Annotated in this window: 10 protein-coding genes; 7 read left to right on the top strand and 3 right to left on the bottom strand. The window is 45.5% G+C overall.

Features of this window, described 5'->3' with window-relative positions; genetic code table 11:
• Positions 1-37: 37 nt before the first annotated feature.
• Positions 38-1,750: a discoidin domain-containing protein gene (locus tag DXN04_RS30335; RefSeq protein WP_116857180.1), complete on the top strand. Its 1,713-nt coding sequence runs from the start codon at positions 38-40 to the stop codon at positions 1,748-1,750.
• A gap of 217 nt (positions 1,751-1,967) precedes the next feature.
• Positions 1,968-3,350 carry an alginate export family protein gene (locus DXN04_RS30330; protein ID WP_116857179.1) on the top strand — a complete coding sequence of 461 codons (1,383 nt, stop codon included), beginning with the start codon at positions 1,968-1,970 and terminating at the stop codon, positions 3,348-3,350.
• A 37-nt stretch (positions 3,351-3,387) separates the two neighbouring features.
• On the opposite strand, the gene DXN04_RS30325 is transcribed toward DXN04_RS30330, so the two are convergent.
• A complete protein-coding gene (locus DXN04_RS30325; protein WP_116857178.1) occupies positions 3,388-4,284 on the bottom strand; it encodes an AraC family transcriptional regulator in 897 nt (298 codons plus the stop codon).
• 168 nt (positions 4,285-4,452) lie between these two features.
• Between DXN04_RS30325 and DXN04_RS30320 the strand changes: the two genes are divergently transcribed.
• From DXN04_RS30320 to DXN04_RS30300, 5 genes are all read left to right on the top strand, one after another.
• Positions 4,453-5,943, top strand: coding sequence for a UbiD family decarboxylase (locus tag DXN04_RS30320; RefSeq protein WP_116857177.1), 1,491 nt, complete (start codon positions 4,453-4,455; stop codon positions 5,941-5,943).
• Positions 5,944-6,004: 61 nt separating this feature from the next.
• Entirely contained in the window at positions 6,005-6,724 is a 720-nt protein-coding gene (locus DXN04_RS30315; RefSeq protein ID WP_116857261.1) for a DUF554 domain-containing protein, read from the top strand.
• Positions 6,725-6,889: 165 nt separating this feature from the next.
• Positions 6,890-7,468, top strand: coding sequence for a UbiX family flavin prenyltransferase (locus tag DXN04_RS30310; RefSeq protein WP_116857176.1), 579 nt, complete (start codon positions 6,890-6,892; stop codon positions 7,466-7,468).
• A 28-nt stretch (positions 7,469-7,496) separates the two neighbouring features.
• Positions 7,497-8,567 (top strand): L-dopachrome tautomerase-related protein, encoded by a 1,071-nt coding sequence (locus DXN04_RS30305; protein ID WP_116857175.1) that lies wholly within the window; start codon positions 7,497-7,499, stop codon positions 8,565-8,567.
• Between the two features lie 148 nt (positions 8,568-8,715).
• Positions 8,716-9,585 carry a helix-turn-helix transcriptional regulator gene (locus DXN04_RS30300; protein WP_147320102.1) on the top strand — a complete coding sequence of 290 codons (870 nt, stop codon included), beginning with the start codon at positions 8,716-8,718 and terminating at the stop codon, positions 9,583-9,585.
• A gap of 75 nt (positions 9,586-9,660) precedes the next feature.
• Here DXN04_RS30300 and DXN04_RS30295 read toward each other — a convergent pair whose 3' ends face one another.
• Positions 9,661-10,551: a dienelactone hydrolase family protein gene (locus DXN04_RS30295; RefSeq protein ID WP_116857173.1), complete on the bottom strand. Its 891-nt coding sequence runs from the start codon at positions 10,549-10,551 to the stop codon at positions 9,661-9,663.
• 32 nt (positions 10,552-10,583) lie between these two features.
• Positions 10,584-12,932 carry a TonB-dependent receptor gene (locus DXN04_RS30290; RefSeq protein WP_116857172.1) on the bottom strand — a complete coding sequence of 783 codons (2,349 nt, stop codon included), beginning with the start codon at positions 12,930-12,932 and terminating at the stop codon, positions 10,584-10,586.
• Positions 12,933-13,089 lie beyond the last annotated feature (157 nt).

Raw genomic sequence — 13,089 nt, 5'->3', positions numbered from 1 at the left:
CGTTTACCTTTGAGCCGTTATGAAAAAGTGATTTGTTATGAAAAAAATCCTCCTTTCCTGCTGCTTACTCATCGCTATAGTGGGGCATGCCCAGCAGCCAACCTATTGCAATCCAATCAATGTTGACTATGGCTATACCCCTATTCCTGACTTCGCGGCATGGGGTAAACACAGGGCTACGGCCGACCCTGTCATCGTGAATTATAAAGGAGATTATTATTTGTTTTCAACCAATCAATGGGGCTATTGGTATAGTGCAGATCTCGTAAACTGGACCTTTGTATCCCGGAAGTTCCTCCGTCCCTGGAATGAAGGCTATGATGAATTGTGTGCACCAGCAGTGGGAATAGTGGGGGATACCATGATTGTATTTGGTTCCACTTATACCCGCAATTTTACATTATGGATGAGCACTTCTCCCAAAGAAAATATCTGGAAACCCTTAGTCGATTCATTTGAAATTGGTGGCTGGGATCCTGCATTCTTTACAGATGATGATGGCCGTTTTTATATGTATAATGGTAGTAGCAATCGTTATCCTTTGTATGGCGTAGAACTGGATCGTACTACATTCAAACCTGTGCGAACACGCCAGGAAATGTACCTGCTGGAACCCTGGAGATATGGCTGGCAAAGATTCGGGGAACATATGGACAATACATTTCTCGATCCGTTTATAGAAGGTGCCTGGATGACAAAGCATCATGGAAAATATTACCTGCAATATGGTGCACCGGGAACAGAGATGAGTGGATATGCGGATGGTGTAATAGTAGGCCCCTCACCATTAGGTAATAATTTTACACCCCAATCAGATCCTCTGTCATTCAAACCCGGCGGCTTTGCGAGGGGAGCAGGGCATGGGGCTACCTTTACGGATAACAAGGGTGCTTACTGGCATGTGAGCACGATGGGGATTAGCGTAAAGAATAATTTTGAACGCAGGATCGGCATCTGGCCTGCAGGCTTTGATAAGGATGATGTGATGTATTGTAACACGGCGTTTGGCGATTACCCGCATTATACAAATGGAGATTTTACAGGCTGGATGTTATTGAATTATAATAAGCCGGTGACGGTGTCCTCCACACTGGGCGCATATACCGCAAACAATGCTGTGGATGAGGATATCAAGACTTATTGGAGTGCCGCCAGTGGCAATGCAGGAGAGTGGCTGCAAACAGACCTGGGAAATGTATCGGAGGTGCATGCCGTGCAAATTAATTATGCCGACCAGGATGCCACTTTCTTAGGTAAGCAGACAAATATTTACCACCAGTATAAACTACTGTATTCAATGGATGGGAAAAAGTGGCAGTCATTAGTAGACAAAAGTAATAATAAGACGGATGTGCCGCATGATTATGTAACTTTTCCTAAACCAATAAAAGCAAGATATATCCGCCTGGAAAATGTGCATATGCCTTCCGGGAAGTTCGCGATCAGTGGTCTCAGGGTGTTCGGTATGGCGAATGGCAACAAACCTGCAAAGCCTGAAAACCTGATCGTGCTGCGTACAGAAAAAGACAAGCGCAGTGCATGGCTGAAATGGAAACCGGCGGCAGATGCCTATGCTTATAATATTTACTATGGTACGGCACCTGATAAGTTGTACACAAATATTATGGTGTACAATGCCAATGAATATTGGTTAAAAACATTGGATAAAGAAAAGATTTATTATTTTACCATAGAAGCAATGAACGAAAACGGGGTATCGGACAAGACTGAAATTCAGAAAGTCGAATAATCATTCTTACTTATGAAAGCGATTGCGATCTTGTTAGTCCGCATGACTTTTAATAAGCCCCGGGTGAAGGGGTAACACCCACTGGTCCGGCAGTCAATTATCTTTCACAAACTGCCGTTAATTATTTTGGACCGATTATCCTATTAATACGCCATTTATTACAAGCCTTACTCCCTTATGATTTTCATCTTTGCATTGTTAAAAAACACAATTGAAGATGAAACGAGCCTTCTTGTGTATCCTCGCTTTATTTCCACTACTCACCTATGCGCAGGATACCATTAAAAAACGGCCTACACCGAAATTCTTACCACTGAATTATGAAGAAGATTACCAATATCTCTCCGACAAACAGCTAAGGACTGGCTTATGGGCAAAACTTAAATACATCCCATTATGGAAGAACGGATACATTACGATCGGTGCTGAAATCCGTCCCAGGGGGGAATACAGGGAGCACCTTAAATATGGCAAAGGCAATGAAGACCAGGGCTTCGACTGGCAACAACGTTCCCGTTTATGGGCCGATATTCATATCCTGCCAAACCTGCGTGTATTTGGCGAAGTACAATCAGGTACTACCTATGAACTGGATTACAATCCTTCCCTGGCAGATTATAATCCCGGCGAACTCCACCAGGCATTTGCTGAATATACCCTGCACTTAGGCAAAGGTAATAAGATGTATTTCAGAGCTGGCCGCCAGGAAATTCTCTTCAATAAAGCGAGATTGTTCGATGTAAGACAGCCACCCAACAACCGTCACTCCTTTGATGCAGGTCGTATCAATGTGAAGGCGGGTGACTGGAACTTTGGTGTGATCGGTGGGGAAGAAGTGCAGGACAAAGCAGGGTATTTCAATGACCCGTCCAACAAAAATCTTAAATTTGGATCTGCATATGTATCCCGTACATTAGGAAAAGCACTACCACATTCCACCGTAGAATTATTGTATATCTATGTTGACAAAAAGAGTGCTGCGAATAATTTGTACAACGGTACAAAGAGTACCTTGTCCGCACGCATCGGCGGTGTAGAAGGCGGCTGGAACTACGACCTGGAGCTGGTAGGCCAGCGAGGTGAAAATGTGGCAGGGCAAAATATCCATGCGTGGTATGTGGCAACGGAAAGCTGGTATACCTTCAAACCAAAATGGAAACCATTTGTAGGTACCCGTATCGATATCGCCTCTGGTGATAAAGACTCTACCGACAAAAAAAGTAATAGCTATGACTACCTCTGGTCAAAAGGTATGAGCTGGATATCTGACCTGGGCTATACCAACATTGCAGCAGTAGGACCGGTCTTCGGTTGTAAGCCAACCAGGAAACTGAGTGTTGACTTCACTGTGCAGGAGCTCTGGCGCACATCCACGGAAGATGGTATCTATGCCATGTCCGGCGTACAGCTCAGACGTGCAGATGCAGGTACATCCAGTGTGATTGGTACACGTTGTGTAGCAAAAGCAGAATACCAGCTGAATCCCTTCCTGATGTTTGGTGCTTATGTAAATGAAACTTTCAAAGGTAAATACTTAGAGCAGGCAGGTAGTAGCCAGAACATGGTCTACGCGCACTTCTACAGCGTTTTCAGATTCTAATTTAACCTTTCAATGATCCGGAGCACCCTGCTTCGGATCATTCTTCTATTTTAGCGAGCGGAATTTGTTTGCGATACTCATTAGGTGTTAATCCGGTATGTTTCTTAAAGAGCCGGGTGAAATAAGAAGGATCATCAAACCCCAACTCATACGCAATCTCAGAAATATTGGAATTGAAATGATACAAATGTGCCTTTGCTTTCAGGATGAGCTCTACCTGTACTACCTGCAGTGCAGACATTTGTTTGAGCGAGCGGCAGATCCTGTTCAGGTGTTTCGCAGTAATATGCAGGTGATCGGCATACACCTGTAAACTGGTGAAGGGACTCTTGGAGATCTTAATGAGGTGCTGGAATTTTTTAAAATAATAAAGGTTGTTATTATGCCCGGATTTCTGTGCAGGTTGTTCATTGGAGTAGCGATAAAACTGCAAAACTAATAAGTAAAGCATGTGCTCCAGCATAATTTCTTTCCCTACTTTGGCCTCATGGAATTCAGTATGAATGGCATTGAATGATTCCCGGAATGAGTGCAGGCTCTCTCCCTTCAATACAAACACCGTCTCCAGTGAATGCAGGATATTCGGATAGCGCTCATGTAGTGTCTCCGTATAAAAATCAGAGAAAGTAAGAATGCGGCCATCTACATGCGCACCGAAATGAAACCCATGAATGCTCAGTGGGGGAATGAAACACATAAAAGGTGCTTCAAGACAGACTTGCTCATCGGCGGTATAAAAAGTAGCATACCCACTTTCAACAAAAAAGACCTGGTATAATGAACTGTGGAAATGTGCATCTACTTCCCAGTTGAATTCCTTACTCCTGCTTTCTATTGTCTCGCAATAGATATAATTTTCTTTGTGCGTGTTCTTTTCTCTATATAGACCAGAGTAATTGATGAACTCATGGTGCTGGATGCTGTTCGCGTGCATAGCATACGTTTATCGCTCAAAATTAAGCGCCCACTTTCCCTTCCATTCTGACTACGGGCAGTCAATGGACTGATTTTAATCCGGTTCGAATTGTCCTATTTAATAAGTCAATAGTGCAAGTTCGGCCACCTGCAAAGCCTGACCTTTGTTGCATAAAACAATAACACAATGAGTCAGGAAAACAAACCAATAGTAATCGATGACTTGCGGAGTGCATTGGAATTATTGAAAACAATTCCGCAACAATATCATGAAACAGATGTATTGATTGATCCGAATGCTGATCTGGCAGGGGTATATAAACAGATTGGTGCAGGTGGTACCGTACAGCGCCCTACCCGCCTGGGCCCTGCCATGATGTTTAATAATGTAAAAGGATATCCGGGTTCGAAAGTACTGGTGGGCCTGCTGGCAAGCAGGGACAGGGTAGCTGCTATGCTGGGTGCGCCAGGTGCCGAACTGGGTAAATATATGGGGCAGGCTGTTAAGAATTACATCGCCCCGGTAGTAGTTCCTAACGCAGGTGCGCCCTGCCAGGAAGTCGTATACAAAGCGACAGACAAGGACTTTGACCTGAGAAAAATCCTGCCTGCGCCTACCAATACGCCTGAAGATGCGGGTCCATATTTCTGCGAAGGACTGGTATTAGGTTCAGATCCTGAAACCGGCCACAGCGATGTAACGATTCACCGCCTCTGCGTACAGGGAAAAGATTCCATCTCTATCTATTTTGCTCCAGGCAGGCACATTGATGCCTTTCGTGAAAAAGCAGAGAAAGCGGGCAAACCACTTCCTGTTACCATCAACATGGGACTTGATCCTGCTATCATGATCGGCTCCTGTTTTGAAGCGCCTACCACTCCATTGGGCTTTGATGAACTGTCAATCGCCGGTGGTCTGCGTAAGAAACCGGTAGAACTGGTCAAATCCCTTACCATCAACCAACACGCTATTGCGAAGGCCGAAATCGTAATCGAAGGTGAGATCCTGCCAAATGTAAGAGTGGTAGAAGATCAGAATACCAACACAGGCCACGCAATGCCTGAATTCCCGGGCTATAACGGTCCGGCAAACCAATCCCTGCCACTGATAAGGGTAACTGCGATTACTACCCGTAAAAACCCTATTTTACAGACCCTGATCGGTCCTGGTGAAGAACATACCAGCCTGGCAGGTATCCCCACAGAAGCGAGCATTTACAATGCAGTAGAAGCTGCACTACCTGGTCTGCTGAAAAACGTATATGCGCATACCGCTGGTGGTGGAAAATTCCTGAGCATCCTGCAGATTCATAAAACCAAACCTGCTGACCAGGGTCGTGAAAGGCAGGCAGCGTTGGTCGCCTTTGCAGCTTATTATGAGCTGAAACAGGTGATCCTTGTAGATGAAGATGTAGATATCTTCGACAGCAACGATATCTTCTGGGCGATGACGACCCGTTACCAGGGCGATATCAGTACCATCTTTATTCCCGGTGTTCGTTGCCATCCACTGGATCCTTCACAGGACCCTTCATTCGATCCTAAGATCCTGGGCAAAGGTATTTCTACCAAAACTATCTTTGATTGTACAGTGCCATGGAACCTGAAAGCGAAATTCCAGCGTGCACAGTTCAAACAGGTAGATCCAACTCCTTATTTACCTGAGTGGTTTAAATAAACGGATGAAAAAAAACGGCTGGCTGAAGGAGCTCCTTTGGCCAGCTCAAAAAAACAATCATATGCTAACCGGACCAATTATAAATTCCGTCGCTACACTTGCAGGCTCCATCATCGGGGCTACTATGGGAAACAAGATTCCTGAACGTCTCCGTCTTGCACTCCCGCTTACATTTGGTGCTGCCTCCATGGCACTGGGTATCAACTCAGTCGTAAAGGTGAGCATGTTGCCCCCGGTGATCCTGGCATTGCTGGTAGGTAGTGCAGTGGGTGAACTGCTGAAAATTGAAAAAGGTATTGAGTGGGCGGCTATCCGTGTCAACGGACCAATCCAGAAGATCTTCCCGGGCAAAAAAACAGATGAAGATCCGCAGGCTTTCCTGCAGAATTTCGTTGCCGTACTGGTACTCTTCAGTGCAAGTGGTACAGGGATCTTTGGGGCCTTGAATGAAGGTATCACACATGATCCGACGGTGCTGATCTCCAAAGCGATGCTGGATTTCTTTACCTCCGCCATATTTGCTACTTCCCTGGGCTTTATTGTGGCTACGACAGTCATCCCGCAATTTATAATCCTATGCGGATTATACTTACTGGCAGGGGTAATCCTGCCGCTGACGACACCACAGTTGATTGCTGATTTTTCTGCCTGCGGCGGCATTATCATGTTCGTAACAGGTTTCAGGATCACAGGTATTAAGAAATTCCCTATAGCTAATATGTTGCCTGCATTATTGCTGGTAATGATATTCTCACATTACTGGAGGTTACTCTTCCATTAGTTTTATTTATGAGGTTGTATCAAAAATAATAGACTAACATCGGGATTAAACCTCCCGGTTTATTTTTGATACAACCTCTTTGAAATATGTCAGCGCGAGCGCAGGAATCGGAGCGATCAACACACGATCCTGCAGCGTTTCATCATAATTAAGTAAAGAAGCATCATGAAAAAGAGGATCATAATAGGGATCAGTGGCGCTACCGGCCTCCAATACGGTATCCGTGCCCTGGAACTGCTGAAAGAACAGGATGTGGAAACACACCTGGTAGTGAGCAAAGCGTCGGAACTGGTAAGGACCTACGAAACCGATATGAAGCATGAAGAACTCATGTCCATGGCAGATGTTATTTATCCTACTGCGGATGTCGGAGCAGCCATTGCCAGCGGCTCATTCAAGACCCTGGGTATGCTGATCGCCCCCTGTTCTGTAAAGACGATGTCAGAGATCGCCAGCGGTATTACCAGCTCTCTCTTATCCCGGGCAGCCGATGTGGTGCTGAAAGAAAGAAGAAGACTGGTATTGTTATTCCGGGAAACACCTTTACACCTGGGCCACCTGAGAAGTATGACGCAGGTGACAGAAATGGGCGGAATCATTATGCCCCCTGTGCCGGCCTTTTATCTGCGGCCACAATCGGTCGATGAAATTGTAACCCATACAGTAGCAAGAGCACTGGACCTTTTTGGATTCGATATTGATGTGCCAAGATGGAATCACGATCATAAAGCACAACTTCCTTAAATTTGCTGCATCAACAAATGCAGAACATATGTCGAAATTGAATTTATTTGTGCTGGGGATTTTCTTAGCCGCGTGCAACAATAGTGGACAGACCAATAAAAATACAAACGATTCAATTGCTACATCCACTGCCGTACCACAACTGGAAGAGGTATTCGCAGACAGCGCTTACCAGCTTACCGGGGTGGCGGTTACCAGGGATGGACGCTTATTTACCAATTACCCTTACTGGGCGGATAAACACGCTTATTCTGTCGTGGAAGTGATAAATGGGAAGCCTGTTCCGTATCCTGACAGCACCTGGAATAGTTTTCAGAAAGGCGATGATGGGCAAAATAAATTTGTATGTGTGCAATCTGTAGTAGCAGATGACCAGGGATTCCTGTGGGTGGTAGATGCTGCCGGCATCAGCTTAGGCCCGGTGTACCAGGCAGCCAACAAGGTACTAAAAATCAACCTCGCTACGAACCAGATCGACAGGATCTATCATTTCCCGGAAACAGTAGCTGGCAAGGATAGCTACCTGAACGACATCAGGATTGACAATGTAAATGGTTTTGCCTATATGACCACTTCTACCAATGGGGGCATCGTGGTACTGAATATCAAAACAGGAGCATCCAGGCTGGTATTGCATGATCATTATTCCGTGAAGTCAGATCCCCATTACCAGTTTGAGAAGAATGGCCGGACGATGAAAGTAAATTCTGATGGTATTGCCCTGACGGCAGATCAGCAATGGTTGTATTATAAACCCCTTACTGATAATAAGCTGTATCGTATCAATACGGAGCTGCTGCGGAACTTTAAGACATCCATGCGCACCCTGCAGGATAGCGTACAGGACCTGGGCCGGTTCGTCACTACAGACGGTATGATCTGTGACCATGCAGGGAACCTGTACATGGGCGACCTGGAGAAGAATGCGATCGTGAAGATTACGCCTGATTTACAAATGCATTATATCGCACAGGATAAAACAAAATTGATGTGGCCGGATAGTTACAGTATTTCTGCAGATGGATACCTGTATATATCCTGCTCCCAGATCTCTTACCCACCGGTACTACCGTATAAAATATTCAGGTTAAAATTATAGCATAGTATTTTCCCACTCTCCACCTGATAGCTTATGCCTCTTGCAGGTATAAGCTATTTTTTTTCCGTCTTCAGTAAATCATTTTCCTGAATCCGTAAACGCACCCATGTGGCAGGGCTTAAATTTGCAACCTGTCATTTAACCTGTAATGCGCTACGATCAGCCTTTTATACAGTTGTTGTTTCTATTGAAAGGAACACGGCTACATTGTTCGTTCAACGATTGTATGTTTACCCTGGAAGAGGGCGACTTTGCTATGTACCTCGTATTGCCTGGATCTGCACCGGAGCTACAAGGAGAGGACACCATAGACTCCGGAACGAAGCTGGTAAATATTCCCCTTGATCAATATTTTCAACGTCACTCACCCAGGGAAGACCTCCTGGCCGGAAAGATTATTAAAGGCCGCATTCAGGAGCCGCTGGCACAGGTGGCACAGGTATCACAGGTACTACAAGCAACACAAGCAACACCGGCAACACAAGCAACACCAGTATCACAGGTGGCACAGGTAGCACAGGTGGCACAGGTATCACAGGTACTACAAGCAACACAAGCAACACCGGTATCACAAGCAACACCGGTATCACAGGTGGCCCAGCTACCACAGGTATCACAGGTAGCACAGTACCTGCATGCAGGGAATCCTGTAGCGGAAAGAAAACATTTCGAACCGCTGAAGCCAGGTGTGATGACCAAGATGTATGCATTGCGGAACTTTTTGCTGCAGCATGTGGGAGAGACTTATACATTGAAAGACCTGGCCCGGCATATTGTCAGCAACGAGACCTATATAAAATATAATTTCAAACTTACCTTTGGAATGAGTGTGTTTCAATACCTGCACAGGGTCAGGATGCAACGTGCACAATACCTGCTCAGTACCGGTCTTGCTGTTTCAGAAGTGGCGGAAACGGTAGGATTCTGTCATGCCACACACTTCACGGCAGCATTCAAGAAGTATTTTGGGACATTGCCCAGGGAAAGCCGGAAAAAAAGCAAAAGCCTGCAGCAATAAGGAAGCAATTTTATTCAATAGCACGATTCGCTCATTATAAAATTTCTTCCTTACTGCTACAGGCCATCCAGTTATTTACGCAAGTTTCGCCTTAAAAAACTCAATCGTTCTCTTCCACGCCAACTCCGCCGCTGCCTTATCATACCTCGGTGTAGTGTCATTATGAAACCCATGATTAACACCCGGGTATACATACGCTGTATACTCCTTCTTCTCCTCTTTCAGCGCCGCTTCATAAGCCGGCCATCCTTCATTCACATGGGTATCCAACTCACCAAAATGCAATAACAGGGGTGCCTTGATCTGCGCTACCTGGTCCCTCGAAGGCTGTGATCCATAAAAAGGTACTGCCGCTGCCAGGTCCGGCACTTTCACCGCCATCATATTAGCAATCCATCCGCCAAAGCAGAAACCTACCACACCCACTTTCCCATTACAATCCCTGTTCCCCTTCAAATATTCAAACGCGGCAATAAAATCTTCCAGCATCTCATTTTTATCCCGCTTCGCCTGCATCTCACGCCCTTTATCATCTGAACCCGGATAGCCTCCTAATGGAGTCAATGCATCCGGAGCAATCGTTATAAACCCTGCGAGCGCTGCACGTCTCGCCACATCTTCAATATAAGGATTCAATCCCCTGTTCTCATGCACGACAACGATACCTCCCAGCGGTTTCTTTGCATCAGCTGGTTTAGACAAAAGCGCTTTGATACTCCCACCACCCTTCGGGGAATTATAGGTGATATACTCCGTTTTCAGGCGGGGATCATCTGGTTTAACCTGGATATTATCCTCGTAATTGGGCATCAGGAAGCTCATCAACGCAGGCACAGTCATGCTGCCTACGGCATAGATCGAGAGTTTATCAATAAAGTCGCGTCTGCTCAGGCGATTATGGGCATAATCGTCATACAGATCAAAGACTTCCTGTTTAATATCCTCTTTCCTAATATTATTGCTCATATGGATGAAGGTTTACCTTTAAATTTAAGATATTATCTGAACTTAAAGGTCACCGTGGTACTAAAACGACGAGGCATCATCTGGCTCACATAGCTACCCCAGTATACTTCGTTTGTCAGGTTATCCATTTTCATACTGATCCGGTATACAGCACGTTCATAACTCAGTACGGCATTCAGTACAGTATAGGAAGGGAGGTGGAATTCACCTGCAGCGCGGGACTGCGTGATATATGCTTTACCATTGTAGTTACCACCAATACCCAATCCCAAACCTTTCAGGGCAGTGTTGAACAGGTGGTAACTGATCCACAGATTAGCCATCTGTGCAGGGCCGGTCCATTGATGAAGACCATCCACATCATGGTTGGTATTGATAGTGTAAATATCATTGTAAGCATAGCCGGCAATGATGTTCAACCCTTTTACAGGGTTGGCAATAATTTCTGCTTCGTAGCCTTTACTCAGCTTGCCACCATCCTGTACAGAGTAACCCACCTGTGTTGGATCAAAGCTCGCATGGATCACATCGTCTACCTTGATGTGGTAGTAGCTCAGGGTACTATTCAGTTTACCATTGAAGAACTCAAGTTTTACACCCGTTTCCCATTGGTTGGCATGGCTCGGTTTGAAGGTCCTGAACTGACCATCCGGTTGTTGCGCCGGCGCATTATTACTGAAGCCATTCATATAGTTACCAAACAGGGACAAGTGTTTCGGTACCAGCTGGTATACTAATCCTAACTTAGGGGAAAGAGCAGTCTGGTTATATTTTCCGGTAGTGGTATCGAGATTGGCATTGTAGGTACCATTGTTGACAAAATGGTCTACACGCAGACTCGCCATTACCAGCAGGTCCGGGGTGATATTCAATACATCGGATACATAGGCGCTATACACGCTTTGCTGAGTCCGGGTTTTGGCATATGGCAAATTCGCCAGCGCCTGTTGTAAGGCAGGTAAGGTCAGTTCATTATATTTAGGGTCATGACCTGCAATCTTTACCTGGTCAAATCCAATGTAGCTGACAGTCGTACTGTTATTATTGCCATTCAGGTAGTCGAGTCCTAATACCACACGGTTGCGGAGCTGACCAATTTTGAAATCCCCATTGAAGTTTTGTTGTACTTCTGTATAATTATATTGTACGTGCTCATAACCGGGGTTGCGGGATACTGCAGTATCACCCAGAATGCTGTTCCAGCTATAATACCCCTGGATGGAAGAATTGGTATGAGAGAAAGTGGTTTGTGAAGTCCACTGGTCAGAGATCTTGTAGGTAGCCGCACCATACAAACTTACAGAGGGAGTGGTCAGGTACAGGTCATTGTTGCTGTATGATCGTTTCCAGTTGACACTCAGGTCGCGTGGATTTGTTTTAGTAAAAGAGGCTTGTGGAAACAGGCGGTTGAAGTCATTGGCCTTTTGGCTATACACCTCTGCATCCAGCGTCACCGTAAACCTGTCATTTACCTTGTATAAGAGAGAAGGGGCAATAAAGAAGCGTTTAGTAAAGCCTGCATCCTGGAAACTACCTTCATCATGGTAAGCAACGTTGGTACGAAGCAGCAGGTCTTTCTCCTTATTCAGTGGTGTGTTAAAATCAGCGGTCACCCTGCTCAGGCCAAAGCCCCCCAGCGTATAACTCACTTCTCCGTTGAATGTTTCATAAGGCTTCTTCGTCACCCTGTTCAGCAGACCGCCAAAGGAGGTGAGAGAACTCCCGAACAAAGTAGCAGAAGGCCCTTTCAGTACTTCGATACGCTCAATATTTGCAATTTCGATGCTGTTACCTTTATAGTCCTGCAGACCATTGCGCAGGTAACTGGAGGTGGAAAATCCTCTTAGGTTCCAGGAGTTCGAACCATTGACCAGCGACTGACTCACACCGGTTACATTCTTCAGCACGTCATTATAACTCACAATCACCTGGTCCTGCAACAACTCCTTAGGTACCACATTGTACACCTGCGGATTCTCCAGGTTCTTCAGTGGCATACGGGCAATGTTTTCAGTCTCCTTCTTCGCGAACTTATTATACCCGGATGAAACAGTAACTTCCTGTAAGGTATGGTTATCTTCACTTAGTGAGAAATTGACTGTCACGGTTTGATCATTTCCTACTTCTACCTGTTGGAACTGTGCTTTCAAGCCTGTAAAGCTGGCGACAACAGTATATTTACCGGCTTTGATATTATTGATCTGGTAATGCCCCTGCCGGTCAGCGGAGGTGCCTGTATTGCCGGGTTGCAGGGTGATGTCAACAAAAGGGGCGGGCTTGCCGTCGGCAGTGCTGACTACACCTGTAATGATGCCATGCTGGGCCATCACGGCGAGGCTGCAAATGGTTAGTACAGCCAGAATAGACGTGCTTTTAAGCATTATATAAATATTGGTTTAGAATGTGCTTAATGGACATAATAGGTTGGTTCGAATAGACGCATACAAAAGTGGCGGGCTCAAAATTAGGCAATAGGAAACTAGCCGGTTTACGAATTCCGGAAAAATTAGGGCTTAGAATAAATCGCTTTTGAGCGAT

The organism is Chitinophaga silvisoli, from assembly GCF_003412465.1.
Lineage (GTDB): Bacteria > Bacteroidota > Bacteroidia > Chitinophagales > Chitinophagaceae > Chitinophaga > Chitinophaga silvisoli.
Note: the sequence above shows the minus strand (reverse complement) of the source record. Positions and strands in the feature narration are given on the sequence as shown.

Coding starts and splice junctions, on each gene's coding strand:
- DXN04_RS30310 (WP_116857176.1), top strand. CDS start 6,890: ATGAAAAAGAGGATCATAATAGGGATCAGTGGCGCTACCGGCCTCCAA.
- DXN04_RS30290 (WP_116857172.1), bottom strand. CDS start 12,932: ATGCTTAAAAGCACGTCTATTCTGGCTGTACTAACCATTTGCAGCCTC.
- DXN04_RS30295 (WP_116857173.1), bottom strand. CDS start 10,551: ATGAGCAATAATATTAGGAAAGAGGATATTAAACAGGAAGTCTTTGAT.
- DXN04_RS30305 (WP_116857175.1), top strand. CDS start 7,497: ATGTCGAAATTGAATTTATTTGTGCTGGGGATTTTCTTAGCCGCGTGC.
- DXN04_RS30330 (WP_116857179.1), top strand. CDS start 1,968: ATGAAACGAGCCTTCTTGTGTATCCTCGCTTTATTTCCACTACTCACC.
- DXN04_RS30335 (WP_116857180.1), top strand. CDS start 38: ATGAAAAAAATCCTCCTTTCCTGCTGCTTACTCATCGCTATAGTGGGG.
- DXN04_RS30300 (WP_147320102.1), top strand. CDS start 8,716: ATGCGCTACGATCAGCCTTTTATACAGTTGTTGTTTCTATTGAAAGGA.
- DXN04_RS30320 (WP_116857177.1), top strand. CDS start 4,453: ATGAGTCAGGAAAACAAACCAATAGTAATCGATGACTTGCGGAGTGCA.
- DXN04_RS30325 (WP_116857178.1), bottom strand. CDS start 4,284: ATGCACGCGAACAGCATCCAGCACCATGAGTTCATCAATTACTCTGGT.
- DXN04_RS30315 (WP_116857261.1), top strand. CDS start 6,005: ATGCTAACCGGACCAATTATAAATTCCGTCGCTACACTTGCAGGCTCC.